The 14,445-nt window shown below is 40.3% G+C and carries 13 protein-coding genes; 6 read left to right on the top strand and 7 right to left on the bottom strand.

Annotated elements, in window-relative coordinates; translation table 11 throughout:
* Positions 1-12: 12 nt before the first annotated feature.
* The 3 genes from LEPBI_RS00295 to LEPBI_RS00305 are packed head-to-tail and all read left to right on the top strand — an operon-like array spanning position 13 to position 2,872.
* Entirely contained in the window at positions 13-582 is a 570-nt protein-coding gene (locus tag LEPBI_RS00295) for an anthranilate synthase component II (protein ID WP_012387095.1), read from the top strand.
* Positions 579-2,474 (top strand): ABC transporter ATP-binding protein, encoded by a 1,896-nt coding sequence (locus LEPBI_RS00300; RefSeq protein WP_012387096.1) that lies wholly within the window; start codon positions 579-581, stop codon positions 2,472-2,474. The genes LEPBI_RS00295 and LEPBI_RS00300 overlap by 4 nt, the downstream gene beginning before the upstream one ends.
* The gene (locus LEPBI_RS00305) at positions 2,471-2,872 is read left to right on the top strand and encodes a response regulator (protein WP_012387097.1); all 402 of its coding nucleotides are present in this window, start codon (positions 2,471-2,473) and stop codon (positions 2,870-2,872) included. The genes LEPBI_RS00300 and LEPBI_RS00305 overlap by 4 nt, the downstream gene beginning before the upstream one ends.
* Here LEPBI_RS00305 and LEPBI_RS00310 read toward each other — a convergent pair.
* A complete protein-coding gene (locus LEPBI_RS00310) occupies positions 2,859-4,733 on the bottom strand; it encodes a HEAT repeat domain-containing protein (RefSeq protein WP_012387098.1) in 1,875 nt (624 codons plus the stop codon). The genes LEPBI_RS00305 and LEPBI_RS00310 overlap by 14 nt on opposite strands.
* A 143-nt stretch (positions 4,734-4,876) precedes the next feature.
* Here LEPBI_RS00310 and hflX point away from each other — a divergent pair, with 143 nt between their 5' ends.
* Entirely contained in the window at positions 4,877-6,433 is a 1,557-nt protein-coding gene (gene hflX, locus LEPBI_RS00315; protein ID WP_012387099.1) for a GTPase HflX, read from the top strand.
* Here the strand turns inward: hflX and LEPBI_RS00320 are convergent.
* Both LEPBI_RS00320 and LEPBI_RS00325 read right to left on the bottom strand, forming a co-directional pair.
* Positions 6,420-6,791: an STAS domain-containing protein gene (locus tag LEPBI_RS00320; RefSeq protein WP_012387100.1), complete on the bottom strand. Its 372-nt coding sequence runs from the start codon at positions 6,789-6,791 to the stop codon at positions 6,420-6,422. The two genes, hflX and LEPBI_RS00320, sit on opposite strands and share 14 nt — an antisense overlap.
* Before the next feature lie 4 nt (positions 6,792-6,795).
* Positions 6,796-8,079 carry a homoserine dehydrogenase gene (locus LEPBI_RS00325; RefSeq protein ID WP_012387101.1) on the bottom strand — a complete coding sequence of 428 codons (1,284 nt, stop codon included), beginning with the start codon at positions 8,077-8,079 and terminating at the stop codon, positions 6,796-6,798.
* Positions 8,080-8,223: 144 nt separating this feature from the next.
* Here LEPBI_RS00325 and LEPBI_RS00330 point away from each other — a divergent pair, with 144 nt between their 5' ends.
* Positions 8,224-8,883, top strand: a complete 660-nt coding sequence (locus tag LEPBI_RS00330; protein ID WP_012476056.1) for a hypothetical protein — start codon at positions 8,224-8,226, stop codon at positions 8,881-8,883.
* Positions 8,884-8,886: 3 nt separating this feature from the next.
* On the opposite strand, the gene LEPBI_RS00335 is transcribed toward LEPBI_RS00330, so the two are convergent.
* Positions 8,887-9,498: a hypothetical protein gene (locus LEPBI_RS00335; RefSeq protein ID WP_012387103.1), complete on the bottom strand. Its 612-nt coding sequence runs from the start codon at positions 9,496-9,498 to the stop codon at positions 8,887-8,889.
* Positions 9,499-9,592: 94 nt separating this feature from the next.
* Between LEPBI_RS00335 and LEPBI_RS00340 the strand changes: the two genes are divergently transcribed.
* Positions 9,593-10,861, top strand: coding sequence for a formylglycine-generating enzyme family protein (locus LEPBI_RS00340; RefSeq protein WP_049755991.1), 1,269 nt, complete (start codon positions 9,593-9,595; stop codon positions 10,859-10,861).
* An 8-nt stretch (positions 10,862-10,869) separates the two neighbouring features.
* Here LEPBI_RS00340 and LEPBI_RS00345 read toward each other — a convergent pair whose 3' ends face one another.
* The 3 genes from LEPBI_RS00345 to LEPBI_RS00355 are packed head-to-tail and all read right to left on the bottom strand — an operon-like array spanning position 10,870 to position 14,391.
* Positions 10,870-11,331: a MarR family winged helix-turn-helix transcriptional regulator gene (locus tag LEPBI_RS00345; protein ID WP_012387105.1), complete on the bottom strand. Its 462-nt coding sequence runs from the start codon at positions 11,329-11,331 to the stop codon at positions 10,870-10,872.
* Positions 11,332-11,368: 37 nt separating this feature from the next.
* A complete protein-coding gene (locus LEPBI_RS00350; protein ID WP_012387106.1) occupies positions 11,369-12,955 on the bottom strand; it encodes a phytoene desaturase family protein in 1,587 nt (528 codons plus the stop codon).
* Between the two features lie 2 nt (positions 12,956-12,957).
* Positions 12,958-14,391, bottom strand: a complete 1,434-nt coding sequence (locus LEPBI_RS00355) for a DUF4139 domain-containing protein (protein ID WP_012387107.1) — start codon at positions 14,389-14,391, stop codon at positions 12,958-12,960.
* Positions 14,392-14,445: the final 54 nt, after the last annotated feature.

Below are 14,445 nucleotides of genomic sequence, written 5' to 3' on the forward strand. Positions count from 1 at the left end.
TCCTATCCGAATATGTTTTTACTCATCGATAACTACGATTCATTCACTTATATTTTATACCAATACCTGAACAAAATCGCACCTACAACTGTAATGCGAAATGACGAAAACCTTCCATTGGATACCATTCAAAAATACCAAGCCGTTGTTTTATCACCAGGACCAGGATTACCCAAAACTTCAGGCAAACTCGTGTCACATTTTTTTGAACTATATCCAAAAATGCCTGTGTTAGGAATTTGTCTCGGCCACCAAACCATTGCAGAATCATTTGGTGCAAAACTAGAACAAACTGAAGACATTTATCATGGTAGACCTTCTCAAATCCAACATAATGGCGAAGGAATCTTTAAAAAGATTCCAAATCATTTTTTAGCCAATCGTTACCACTCCTGGGCCGTTTCAAAAGTGAATTTTCCGGATGAATTGGAAGTGACAGCAGAAACGAAAGATGGTGTGATCATGGGAATTCGTCACAGAAAATGGAAAAAGGTTTTTGGGGTTCAGTTCCATCCCGAATCCATCCTCACTGAATATGGGGAAACCTTACTTCGTAACTTCTTTGAGGAAGTTCATTCATGAAATATTTTTTAAGACTACTGAGTTATAGCGTTCATTATAGACAACGATTTGTTTTAGGACTGGTCTTTGCTCTATTAACAGCTGTACTCAATGGTATCTCTCTCACAGCTCTCATTCCTCTTTTTGATTCTCTTGGAAGTGATAAAAACAATCGTTTCCACCTGGACTTAACTTTACCTGAAAAAACCATCCTAGTCCAAGAAGTACTGCTTGGTGATGATAGTTTGGATGGATTGGAACGTATCAAACGTTTGATCATTTCGGCCAAACTACAAATCAACGCATACACAGACGACATGGAACCAAAAGAAGTGGTTTGGGCTGTTTGTATTGCCGTGTTCCCACTTTATCTCTTGAAATTGGGCACGTATTTACTCTCTGTCTATTGTATAGCAACAGCTGGTTACAAAGCTGTACGTGACATTCGACAAGAATTATTCCAAAAGGTGCAGAAATTACCACTCACGTATTTTTATAAAGAAAAAACAGGACTCATTATGAGTCGGGTCATCAATGATGCAGAAATTGTTGCAGCCGTAATCTCGAGTAACTTACGTGATGCGGTCATAAACTTTTTTTATGTTCTCACTCATTTGGTCATATTAATTTATTTGAATTCTGATCTTTTGATCTTAGCTTGTTTGACTGTCCCTGTTGTGATATTGCCAGTCACTTTATTTACTCGTAAAATTTCGTCATCAACGGCAAGGTTCCAAGAAAAAATTGCTGATCTGAATGGTCATATCCAAGAGTTTATTTCGGGGATTAAGGTCATCCGTACATTTCGACAAGAGAAGCAAGACCTCAAAAAATTTGATAACATCAACCAAAAGGTATATCGCAGGACATTCAAAGGCCAGTTTTACCTGCAAATGGCACCGAGCCTTGTGGAGTTAACGTCTTCTATTGTTGTTCTTGGTTACTTTGCGTTAGGTGCAAAATTCATTTATTCAGGTAAATTCACCCAAGGTGAGTTTATGGCATTCCTTCTAACATTATTGTTTTTAATGCGACCTCTCACTCAACTTTCCCAAATGGTCGGAAAAATCACCCAAGCCAATTCCGCAGGGAAACGAATTTTTGAAATCATCGACCGTGACCCCGAAGTCATCGAACACGGAGATGAAATGGTTTTGGAAAAAATCAATGAAGGAATCAAATTCGAAAACATTCATTTTTCCTATCCAGGTACAAACCAAGAAGTTTTAAAAGGTATCAATTTGGACATCAAATTGGGAGAGACCTATGCATTTGTAGGAACAAGTGGATCTGGAAAATCGACACTTATGGATTTGATTCCAAGGTTCTTTGATCCAACTTCTGGTTTGATCAAAATCGATGGAATCGATATCAAACAATACTCCCTCAAATCACTTCGTAAAAAAATAGGAATCGTTACCCAGGAAATTTTTCTCTTCCATGGAACCATTGCTGAGAACATTGCTTATGGAACGGGAGCAGCCTCGAGAAAAGAAGTTGTGCGAGCCGCAAGATTGGCCAATGCCCATGACTTTATCACCAAAATGGAAAATGGTTACGACACCATGATTGGGGTACGAGGTTTGGATTTGAGTGGTGGCCAAAGGCAAAGGCTTGTCATTGCTCGCGCTTTGTTACGTAATGCTGAGATCATGATCCTAGATGAAGCAACTAGTGCTCTAGACGCAGAATCAGAACGGCTTGTAAGCCGTGCATTGGAGCGATTGTTTCAAAATCGAACCACCTTTATCATTGCTCATAGGTTGTCGACTGTTAGGCGAATCAAAAACATAGTTGTGATCGAAGAGGGTGAAATCAAAGAACAAGGGGATCACGATTCCTTACTTCAACAAAATGGTATTTATAAAAAACTGTATGATAGCCAATTTGCAGATGCGGAGATCCAAGTATGAAAAAAGTCTTGATTGTGGACGATAATGACCGTTATGCGAATCATCTAAAGGTCTATTTTGACCAAAAGAATATCAAATCTGACCGTGCCTATGATGCCAAACAAGGTTGGGATATGTTTCAGAAATCCAACGATTACGATATGATTGTTTCGGATGTCACCATGGAAACCCAAACGTCTGGACTTTGGATGATGCGTAGGATTTACCAATCTGGATACAAAGGTGTGATGGTGATTGCATCCACAGGATTTGATGTTTGGGGAGTGATGCCATTTTCATCCTATTTTTTGACTTGGTTTTGTGGACTCCATTGGATGATCCCCAAAGTCCCTCTCAAACAAGGGACGGTGGAATGGGTTCCCACCATCCTTTCCAAAGGTAAAACTAATCCTTTTTAGGAATATTAGTCCTTTCGTCTGGGTTAAATAGGTTTTTGTGTTTCCCTTTTTTTAACTGTGAGTATTTCCCCGAGTTTCCATCACTTCCAAGCGATTTTACTTCAATGATGTCAATTTTTGGATAAAATATCCAGCCTGTGACAAATGCACTCCTTGCTCCAGGTAAAGTGGATTCCATTTTCACTTGGATGTATTTGTCGGTGACGATGTTTTCTCCCATTCGCACTGCAAATTCTTTTTTGGTTTCAGACAATATCAAACCAATCTCTTTATTTTTTATATAGGAAATTGGGGTAGAACGTTCGTTTGGTTCTGCTCTTAAATAATCATCTTCAATCAGGATGATGGCATATTTTCCAAAGGCTTTTCTGCGTAATAGAGATTCTCCAATCCGTTTGGTGAATCTTTCTTCGGTTAGAGATTCGTTTAAACGGATTAAGGCAAATGTCGCAGATAACGATGGATTTTTACTGATTTCGTCAATGGCCATCATGGTAAGTGTAGGTTCTTCTTGTGCCACACGTTCCAAAATTCGTAAACTTTCACGACTGCCATGGATCGCAAGTGCTTCAATGGTCGCTTCCTTGATCTCTTGTTCGTTTGATTTCAAAAATTTGGCAAAAATTTCTACATCTGCATCTAATTTATGATACGCGAGTCCTCTTAAAGCTCCCGATACGATCACAACATATTCAGATGATATCCCTTGCGTTAATATAAGTTCTCTTCCTGCGGGGTCTTTCGTTTTACCAAGCCCTTCAAAACTCACTGCAATTACTTCTGGGTCCTCTGCTTTGGTTCCAGCAATAAAGTATGAGAGTGATCGTTTGTCACCAATATCGGATAGGGCTTTGAATGCCGCCGGCCTTACTTGGTAACCATCTTTATCGATCGCTGTTTGTAAGGTAACCCGACCTGCTTTCAAACGTCCTAATGCTAATGCTGCTGCGGAACGGACTCTTGGAATGGGATGTGTTGCTAATATTTTTTCTAAATTTTTTGGCTTACGATAGTATTCCCAACGGAATACCTGCACGAGTCCATTTCTGATTTGTTCTGTGTATTCTTTGTCTTTTTTTTCTTCATCGGAGAGGACTTCTTCCTCTTCCTTTTTTACCATTTCGTTGATTTGTTCCGTTGCTTTCCCAGTAACTTTTGTTTTGCGATTTAATCGTTTAATGGAAATTTTATTTGTTTGGTCTTCTTTTTTAACTACAATCTTTTCTGGTTTTTTGGGAGGTTCTGGATCAGTGTTGATGAGGACTGGATCTTCCGACCCTGGTTTGGTATCAGGTTCTGCAATGTCTCGACCTTTACTGTAATTATTGGAATCCGATCTTAGATTACGAATTGCATTTTGGATTCCAATTGCTTTAGGACTGTATTGGCGTAACGATTCTAATATATTTCCTAACTCATATGAAACACGACCGATGGATGGGCCATCAAAATCATTCGGAGTGCTATCGATGAGAGTTTGGTTTATTTGGATGAGCTCAGGAAGGCGAGTGATGACTGTGGGTAAATCTTCTTCTAAATAAGCAGCCGCTTGCATTTCCTTTTCAACTGGTTCCCCAACTGTTTTTTTGCTATCAGCGCGAAGAGCAATGTTTTCACCAAATTCTAATAATGCAATGGTTCGGTGTGCCTCTTCAATAAAGGAATCGTACTTCCTATTTTTTGTAACTGGAATGACAACATCTTTTGATTTATGAGGATCTAAATCACTCCCCTGGTATTCACGATACTTAGGTGAAACATCTGTTAATTGGAAGGGTTTGGAACTGGAACAACTCACAAGGAGGATAAGGACCACCCACAAACTGCCTTTCCAAATTATGTCTTGACCCTTTTGAAACATATGATAGCCTACTTCCATACTTTGAATATCGGATACGTACTATAAGTAAAATTAGCGGCAACCTCGCTGGTCTCAAGCCAAACCAGCTAAAAAAGTTAAAATCTCTCTCAGAAAGGCGACTTCGAGAGGATTCTATCATCTCCATGGAGCTTGCAAGGCTTGTCGGAGAGATATCTGTCGAAATGGGAAGGCAGGTAGGCCTCCTCATAGAGAGGACGGGTTATGTCACTCATCTCATTGTCGGTAATGACCATTCCATCGAAATTCCCCATTTAGACCGCTATCGTGTCGCACATTCCAGGCTTCGTGGCCTTCGTTTGTTTCATACTCATCTCAAAGAACAGCCGTTAAACCAAGAAGACTTGATGGACCTTGTCCTCAACCGATTTGATTCCATCACGGCCGCTTGTGTGGACAAAGAGGGAATCCCAAAATTCTTTTTTTCTGCCTTCATCAATCCAGACCCAGATGCAAAAGAACCCTGGATCTTATCACCCAAACAATACCCTGGACAAATTAAGTATGGGTATTCAGAACAAGTAGACGCACTCGAATCCGAATTCACTAAAAAGACATCCAACCTCAAAGAATCTCAAAAAGAAAATAGAGCTTTCCTTGTGGGAGTGTATGATGTGAGAAAAATGAAACGTTCTCCCGAACATTCTATGGATGAATTAAAAGAACTCTGTAGGACGGCTGGTATTCATGTTGTGGATACCTATGTACAAAAAAGAGATCCTGATCCTAGGACAGTTGTGGGAAAAGGGAAATTACAAGAAATCATTCTCACTTCGGTTCATAAAGACATAGAACATTTGATTTTTGATTTGGAACTCACTCCTTCCCAAGCTAAAAAAATCTCGGATGCAAGTGACTTAAAAATCATCGACCGAACCCAACTCATATTAGATATCTTTTCCAAAAATGCCAAGTCACGAGATGGAAAGTTACAAGTAGAACTTGCTCAGTTGAAATACCTTAAAAATCGACTCTCCGAGTTGGATGATAATATGAGTCGTCTAACGGGTGGAATCGGTGGAAGGGGACCTGGGGAAACCAAATTAGAAATTGGAAACAGACGTGTTGAAGAAAAAATCAATCGTTTGGAAAATGAACTAAAGGATCTCAAACGAAGAAGGGAACTCAATCGTAAGTCTCGTTCTCGTAATGAAATTCCGATCGTGGGGATTGTGGGTTACACCAATGCAGGCAAATCAACCTTACTCAACGCCCTAACCAATTCCACAGTCATTGCCGAAGACAAACTTTTTGCCACTCTTGATCCCACTACGAGAAGGATCCGGTTTCCTGAGGAAAGAGAAATCATCATTTCCGATACGGTAGGATTCATCCATGATCTTCCTCCCGATCTGTCGCAAGCATTCAAAGCCACTTTAGAAGAATTAGGTGATGCCGACTTACTCTTACATGTAGTCGATGTCACCAATCCAAATTATACAGAACAAATGGATGCTGTTGATACCATTTTGAATTCACTTCATTTGAACGAGATTCCAAGAATGGTGGTGTTTAATAAAGCCGATGGACTGGATGAAGAAACACACGATATCTTACAAAAAAATGGCGCCTTACTTGTGTCTGCTGTGACGAGAGAAGGCCTTTCCAAATTGTTAGATTTGATCGAGTATGAGATTTGGAAAAAGAAGGAACAAAAATTATTGGAAGTTACGTCCAGTTGAGGATGGCTTCCTCTTTTGTATGGTAAATCTGCACTTTTTTTGGAAGGTCCATCAGTTGGATCACATTTTCCAAAAAATGATTTAGACCTCCAATCTTAATTTTTCCCTTTTGGGTTTCAACGGTTTTGATAATCCCGATGAGGGTCGCCACACCAATGCTATTGATGTATTCCAATTTCTTTAAATCTAAAATGATTTGATAAATCCCTTCTTCAAAAACGGATGTGATGTTACGGTTGATTTCATATGCATTGGTATTTGTGATTTGGCCTACAAACGATACCAATTGCACCACTTCCCCTTTGATCTCGATTGAAGTTGTTTCAATGACAAGGGAAGGGAATTCAAACTTTGCCATAATTCTAAAGGTTCTCCAAGAGACGGATAGCGACTGTCTTTTGTTTGATGATATTTGTCATGGTATCAATTTCCATTAATGATTTTTGGAATTCCCCTTCCGTTGCCGCATGGGTGACCACAATGACGGAAACTGGTTCTGAAGTGGATTCCTTTTGTTGGACGGATGCAATGGAAATATTATGACGGCCAAGGACTTGGGAAATTTCTGCAAGCACCCCAGGTTTGTCTACAGTAGAGAAACGAAGGTAATAACGAACTAAATTCTCAGGTTCAGGGAAGCGTTTTCCTTCAGGGAACAAATTGTTTTCTTTTGCAATGTTTTGACTGCCAAGTCGAGAAGCGTAGTAGATGATATCAGAAAGTACCGCACTTGCTGTTGGCAAACCACCAGCTCCTTTGCCCGTGATCATTCCTGAATCCGCTTCTTTGGTTTTATAAAAAACCGCATTGGATTCATTCATGACATTTGCAAGTGGATGGTCGAGTGGGACAAGAGTTGGGTGCACCTTGGTCAGAATTCCCGCCGAACTTCGTTTAGAGATTCCTAAAAGTTTGATCCGGTAACCGAGAGAGAGGGCTGCCTGGATGTCCATGGATTGTAATTCAGAGATCCCTTTGACCGAGACAGTTTGAAAGGAGACGGATTCACGAAACGCGAGGCTTGCGAGTAAGCTGATTTTATGACCGGCATCAATGCCTTCTACGTCAAAGGTAGGATCTGCCTCGGCAAATCCGAGTTCTTGGGCTTTTTTTAAGGCGGTGGCATAGTCCCAAGATTCTTGCTCCATTTTGGTCAAAATAAAGTTGGTGGTTCCATTCAGAATCCCACAGATCACTTCAAATTCACAAGAAGCAAGTCCATCACGTAAGGTCCGAATGATTGGAATCGAACCGGCAACAGCAGCCTCATATCCAATCTCAACACCTGATGTCTCGGCAATGGCGTAGAGTTCGCGGCCTTTTTCAGATAACAATGCCTTGTTGGCTGTAATCACTGTTTTGCCATGTTCCAGTGCGGAACGAACGGCTGTATAGGCTGTGTCAGTTCCGCCCATCAATTCGACAATCATATCAATATCCGAACGTTTCGTAACGGAAAGTACATCGTCACTCACAGGAACGTTCGTTTTTCCTTGGAGTTTTCCCGGGCTACGGGTGGCGATGGCTGTTAGTTGTAAGTTGATTCCATACTGACGTTGGATTTTTTCTCGGTTTTTGTCCAAGAGTTGGAGTAGACTTGTGCCGACAACTCCGGCACCCAATAGACCAATACGAACTTCTTTCATCTAGGATCATGATTTCTTAGGAGAAACGGAAACACACTTAAAAAAATTTTAAAAAAAAACAAATTTGAGAAGAAGTTCTTCAGCTTTTTCTGATTTTATGTGATAACTATAATTAGAATTGTCTCGGCAATAAGGATTATCATTATGGCAACGAAAAAATCATCATCTGCCGCTAAGAAGAAGGCTGTTAAAAAAGCGGCCAAGAAAACAAATACGGTTAAGAAACAATCTACAAGAAATGAGAGCGCTTCGCTTTTCGGAAACGACGAGTCGGCACAAGCTTCCCTACAATCACCTGTTTCCCATTCCGAAGGTTCTTCTCATGCATCAAAAGAATCTGGAAATGGTGTGTATCTATTTCTAGTGCTCGCGGGAATCCTCGCAATCGGTTACTTGGGTTATGTCAAATATCTAAAACCAAAAGCACCTACTGCGACAACACAAACAGATGCTACAAAAGTACCTGCCGATGCACAAACCAAACCGGTGGCAGATTCTGCTGAGAAAAAAGTAGAAGAAACTAGCAAAGAAGGTTCGAGCACTGGATTTCTCACAGACAAAATTGCTTCTAAAAAATTCACAGAAGCATCTGCGTATTGTAAGTCTGTCGGAGGAGTAGTTCCTTCCAAAGATGATTTGGTTAAATTTGCAGCAACAGCTCCAACTGAGATCAAAACAAGCGAAGACAAGTTTTGGACAAAAACAGAAATTGATAAAAAATCTGGTTTGGCTTATCGGTTTTCCAATGGAAAGGCACCAAAAGTCGACAAGGCAACTTCACTCAAAGTTCTTTGTAAAAACTAATCTCTAACGAGTGTTTGATTGGATCGGGGCAAGGATTTCTCTTCTGATTTTGAGAGCAAGGTCAGTGGAGGCAAACATCTGCCCCGAACCATTTGTTAGAAAAAAACTATCCTTCGCTCTTCCGGTTTCAAAATCCGTTTCAATGGTTGCACTGTGAATGTTGATTTGGTTTTGCATGAGAATCCGAGAAACATAATACAACAAACCTCGTCCTGCACTACTTTCTAAGTACAAACAAGTTTGGTTTCTTTCGGGTAGGTCTGAAAAGATAAACTCTGGAGTTTCTTTGAAGAAGGTAGCGATTGCTGGTTCCTGAATTTGTAGTTTTTCGAGAATCTCTTCAAATTTTGTATTTTTAGAAAAAACCGAATCCATCATCATTCCCAATTTGAATGCGGCTTGGGTTGTGTCCCCGTCATCTGCTTGCAAAATAAACGAATCGATCGTATATTCATTCCCTTGTTCAATGACTGTGCTGAGTTCTCCAGAGAGAATGTCCATTTTTAACGCATAAATGATGGTCGCGATCCGATGGAAGGTTCCAATTTGTGTGGAATCCGTTTTTAAGGAAATGAGGATGTTTTCTTTTTCCCGTTTGTATTGAAACTCAATCAATTTGGCATTTCCTTTTCCCACTGATTGTATACAGGCACAGGAAATTTCAATCAAAAGGTTTCGGCTGAATCGGCCGATGATGATAAAAGACAGTATGAAAAAATTACTAATGATTCTATTCGTTTTGGGATTTTTAATGAATCCCCTTGTTTCAGAAGAGGAAACGTCGGAAGAATCACCTTTCGCAACGACAAAAAAGAAAGTGCAACTTTGGAAAGGGGAAGTAACTGGAGTTTATAAAAATAGACTTTGGATCAAAGTGCGCATTTATCGAAATCAAAAGATTTCGAAGTATTCCCTTTCAGAATTAAAAACACTTTTTTCCGAAACCAAAGAGTTTCCCGTATACCAAAAACTCACCCACCTGAAACAAGGAATCCTCGTTGTGAGGGACACCATCTGGGAAGAAAAAAACATCAATAAAAACAATCAATTCACGGAAGTCGTGTTAGTTGGAGATTTTAAACCGGATCCAACTTCTAAAATGAAAGAAATCACAACGGATGCTTATATCGCTAGTTTCGTGGAAGAAGATTTTTTTACAGAACCAGATGCTTTTTTTAAAGGAAGATTTACTCCACCACGGAAAACAGTGTTTCATCCCAAAGATCGTAAGGAGATGGTTCTTGTTTCCAGAGGATTATTTTTGTACGGCCAAGGAACGGATCCTTCTGCAGATAGTTTTAATCCTTATTTTTTAGAACCAAAAGCTTCCAATCTGAAAGAAATCCCTTCCTTTTACATTGATCGTTATGAAGTGACAAATGCCGAATATGATTTCTTTTTAAAACAAACCAATACCAAATCACCACCACATTGGATTGGTGGGAAATACCCAGAGGGAGAAGGGGACCATCCTGTCATCCACCTCACTTACCGTGAAGTGGAACGTTATGCGGCCTGGGCAGGAAAACGCATTCCGAACGAATGGGAATGGGAAAAAGCCGCACGGGGACCAGGGGTTGTCGAATACACCAATCGTGACGAAACATTAGGATACCAAATCACGGCCACCAAATATCCATTCGGTGATGAGTATGACAGTTTGTATTGTAATACGCGAGAATCAAAAATTGGAAAAACACAATCTGTTTATGAACTTTCCACGGAAGGAGCAAGTCCATATGGAGCACTTGGTATGTGTGGGAATGCTCCTGAGTGGACATCCAGTGACTACCAATTGTATCCAGGCCATCATATTAAAAACTTTTCGTTTGGGAAAATTTACAAAGTGGTGAGAGGTGGTTCGTACTCGGACTCGGCAAAAAATGCAACTGCCAGTGCGAGATCGTATGGTGGGATTCCTAATCTAAGCGAAGATAGACGAGCTGGTTTTCGTTTGGTGATGGATTACCGCGACTAATTGAGACATTACTTGGCAGTGGGTTCGTTTTTTTTGCCAAGTTTTTTACAAATTTTGCCAAGCACATCTTGTTCTTCAGGCGAAAGGACAGAAAACTCAGAAGTGATTCGTTTCACGTGGTCAGGAAAAATTTGTTCGATTAGTTTTTTCCCTTCTGTCGTTAGGTGGACGGAGATAAACCGTCGGTCTTCCACACCACGCACTCGTTCCACCAAACTTCGTTTTTCCAAGTTATCGATGACGAGTGTGATGTTTCCTGTACTTTTGAGGATTTTATCCCCTAAGTCTTTTTGGCAAAGGGGACCTAAATGGTACAAAGTTTCCAATACGCCAAACTGACTTTCTGATATATTCCATTTTGTGAATTCAGAAATGAGGCGAGAAGACAAGGATTCCGAGGCACGTTTGAGTTTGATAAACGAGTCTAGAGCTTGTACTTCTTTTTTAGATCCTTTGAATTTAGTTCCCATTGGTTTAATATCAAACTATCAAACTTTAAACCATTTGTCAAACGGTTTCTTGGCTCTTTTGGAAAAGTTCCTTCATGAGACGTAGAGTCCCTGTGAGACCTAATACAACAGATGATGTTGCTACACCACCCATGAGAGCCCCAGCCACGCCTGGAGAACAGGCATCTGCACCCGTGAGATAAAGGTTTTTGACAGTCGTCCTTACTCCTAACCATTCTTGACGGAAGCGTTCTGGTGTACAGGAAAGTCCGTAAATGGAACCTTCTTTGTGGCCCGTAAAGGTTTCGGTTGTGATCGGTGTGGAAAGTTCGGTAAACTCGATGAGATCTCGGAATCCGGGGAATCGTGTTTCCAAAAATTGTAACATTCCTTCTGTGATCGTTGCCTTCAATTGGTTGTAATCCTCTCCCCTTTTTTTCCAGGGTTCGTCTTTCCATTTCGCAAAATTTGCATAATCGGCAAAACTAATGGCTTCGGCTGTGTGGCCCTCGGCTTCTGGGTTTTTTAAAGAGGGAAAGGACAAATACATCATGGGTGGTTTTCCATGGATTAAGTCATTTCGTTTCGCATAACTGTCGTCATGGTTGCCTCTAGGGAAAATCCAATGGTTTTCACCATGAAATCCAAGTTTAGTAGGAGACTCTTTGAATCCTATATAAAGTGTGATGGAAGTTGTTCCTTGGGTGCTAAGTGATTCCAATGGTGTTTGGAAATCTTTTGAAAATTCCTTTGGCAATAGTTTGTTGTATGTGGTGTAGGCACCGGCATCCGAGATGATCACATCCGCAAAAAAACTTTGTTCTGAAATGGTTTTTCCTTTTTGGACATCTACTTTCACACCAATGGCCTTGTCTCCTTCCAGAATGATTTCTTTGACTGTATGGAGGATCTTCATTGCCCCACCATTTTTTTCGACGATGGGTTCAATCGAATCCACAATTTTAGAAGATCCACCGATCGGAAAGTAACCTCCGTTAAAGTAATGTGCGACAATCATCGAATGGATGGCAAACGATGAATCTTTGGGAGGCAGTCCATAATCCCCCCATTGAGAACAAAGTAGTGCCTTGAGACTCTCATCTTGGAAATGTGTGTCCATGTATTCTTTTGTGGTGATGTAAGGAGTAGGGATATGCCCAAGCCCAAGTAGTTTGGCTGCTTTTTCGAAAAAAGCTGGAAGAGCTTTCAGTGTGAAATGCCTACCAAACCACTGAGTGAAAGTTTCTACATCTTTGAAGTATTGGTCGATGGCGACGGATTCATTTGGGAATTTGGATTTTAAATCGTTACGGAATCGTTCTTTTTCCCCATAAACGGGAAAACTAAACTCTGGATAATCAAAGACTTCAAATGGTTCTTCCATTTTTTGCCATTGGACACCACGTTTCGTAATCGAATCAAATAAGGTTCGTAACATCGAACCTTCTGCCAAATCTCCAATGTAATGGATACCCACATCCCATTCAAATTTTCCCAATCGTTTGAATGTGTGCGTAAAGCCACCTAACTTAAAATGACGTTCTAATACTAAAACTTTTTTGTTAGCGACTTGTGACAAAATGGAAGCGGCAGTGAGCCCGCCGATTCCCGATCCAATGATGATGGCATCGTACTTTGTTTCCATGTTTAGTACTTGGTTTCAACCGTGTATTCTAAAGTGACCACTTCATTTGCTTTCAGTGGAACATCAGCATATGTTTTGGTTGAGGATTCTTTTGTGAATTTATGAGATGATTTGGTAATGTTCCAATCTCCCCATAAACTTGCATAAAATCGAATTTCAATCGGTTCTTTTTTTCTATTACGTATTTCAACCGAATAGGAAGACTTTTCACCCCGTGAGAGTTTGAATACTTCATAGGCGAGTCGTTTTCCATTTGCCACAACATCAAACGCTTGGCCCGTTTTGATTTTGACTTCTTCATTCTCTGGAGTGTGATCGATGGTGTCCTCACCTAACAATTGTTGACGGCCTTTGGAATCTGCTTTGAACACACGGATGGTGCCTTGCGGAAGTGGTCGGCCTAAGTTATTCTTTTTAGCATTTTTAAAAATGTATTTAATGGTAGCGTTGTTGAAATTTTTTTCATTTCCTTCGTACATCGGAAGGTTTTCAAATACAAAGTATTTTTTGATTTCGATCCCTTCAGATTGGAAAAGTTGCACTTGTTTGGTTTGGTTATAACCAATGGTTGTTGGTTGGTCCAAGGTATATAAATAATACTCGGAAAGATTTTCTTGGTTAAACTCAGGTGCAGCTTCTGACACTTCATCATATTCCTTTACCATGGTTTTTTTCGCATAACGAGGTTGTGGTGAGTAAGCGGGGCGGTTGGAGAGTAAATTGACCTTTCCTGCCACCAATTGCAAAACTGCATTTTTAAATTCGGCTCCTGAATTGTTATTCAAAGTGACCCAAGAATTGAGTCCACATTCATTTTCGTCTTTATCCAAAACAAGAATGTAATCGGCAGACCAACCGAGGCCATTGGTTTGATAGGATACTTCGAGAGATTGTTCTTTTTCCGTATCGTTTTTTAATTTCCAAACTAATGTTGGTTTAGCGAATAAATTTTCAGGAATTGTAGGAACTGTGACCCGTCCATTGTATCCCAGTGATACTTCGTTTCCTATTTGGTAAACAGGACTGCCGTTATTGGCGATGAGTTTTGCTTTGACTGAAGTAGTTTTTTCTTTTCCGTCTTGGTAAAGGGTCACTTCTTTTCCAATGTATTTGTCCATCAAACGTTCAGGCGAAATCAAATCGTATTCGTAGTTTTGTTCAAACACTGTTAGTTTTTTTGGGTCTTCTCCTTTCACTCGAACCGTTTGAGGAATGATTTGTGAAGGGACATCTTCAAAACGTAAGGTGCGGATCCCTTTGGCTAAATTGAGAACACGTGTTTCTCTTACGAGGCCAATGCCTCCGTTATAGATGGTAACACTCACTGATTTTCGATCGGAATCTGTGGATAGATCGAAGGAACTATCAGAGGTGATGCTGGCTGTGACAAAAAAGAGAAGGGTAAAACTTGTGATAGATACGATTTTGGATTTCATGTACTCTCCCATGAGCATTCTACAGTCTGGAGACTTAAAAAACGAATGCAACCA

This window comes from Leptospira biflexa serovar Patoc strain 'Patoc 1 (Paris)' (assembly GCF_000017685.1).
Lineage (GTDB): Bacteria > Spirochaetota > Leptospiria > Leptospirales > Leptospiraceae > Leptospira_A > Leptospira_A biflexa.

Excerpts from the sequence above, each read along its gene's own strand:
- LEPBI_RS00295 (WP_012387095.1), top strand. The coding sequence starts at position 13 with ATGTTTTTACTCATCGATAACTACGATTCATTCACTTATATTTTATAC.
- LEPBI_RS00300 (WP_012387096.1), top strand. The coding sequence starts at position 579 with ATGAAATATTTTTTAAGACTACTGAGTTATAGCGTTCATTATAGACAA.
- LEPBI_RS00305 (WP_012387097.1), top strand. The coding sequence starts at position 2,471 with ATGAAAAAAGTCTTGATTGTGGACGATAATGACCGTTATGCGAATCAT.
- LEPBI_RS00310 (WP_012387098.1), bottom strand. The coding sequence starts at position 4,733 with ATGTTTCAAAAGGGTCAAGACATAATTTGGAAAGGCAGTTTGTGGGTG.
- hflX (WP_012387099.1), top strand. The coding sequence starts at position 4,877 with ATGGAGCTTGCAAGGCTTGTCGGAGAGATATCTGTCGAAATGGGAAGG.
- LEPBI_RS00320 (WP_012387100.1), bottom strand. The coding sequence starts at position 6,791 with ATGGCAAAGTTTGAATTCCCTTCCCTTGTCATTGAAACAACTTCAATC.
- LEPBI_RS00325 (WP_012387101.1), bottom strand. The coding sequence starts at position 8,079 with ATGAAAGAAGTTCGTATTGGTCTATTGGGTGCCGGAGTTGTCGGCACA.
- LEPBI_RS00330 (WP_012476056.1), top strand. The coding sequence starts at position 8,224 with ATGGCAACGAAAAAATCATCATCTGCCGCTAAGAAGAAGGCTGTTAAA.
- LEPBI_RS00340 (WP_049755991.1), top strand. The coding sequence starts at position 9,593 with ATGAAAAAATTACTAATGATTCTATTCGTTTTGGGATTTTTAATGAAT.
- LEPBI_RS00345 (WP_012387105.1), bottom strand. The coding sequence starts at position 11,331 with ATGGGAACTAAATTCAAAGGATCTAAAAAAGAAGTACAAGCTCTAGAC.
- LEPBI_RS00350 (WP_012387106.1), bottom strand. The coding sequence starts at position 12,955 with ATGGAAACAAAGTACGATGCCATCATCATTGGATCGGGAATCGGCGGG.
- LEPBI_RS00355 (WP_012387107.1), bottom strand. The coding sequence starts at position 14,391 with ATGAAATCCAAAATCGTATCTATCACAAGTTTTACCCTTCTCTTTTTT.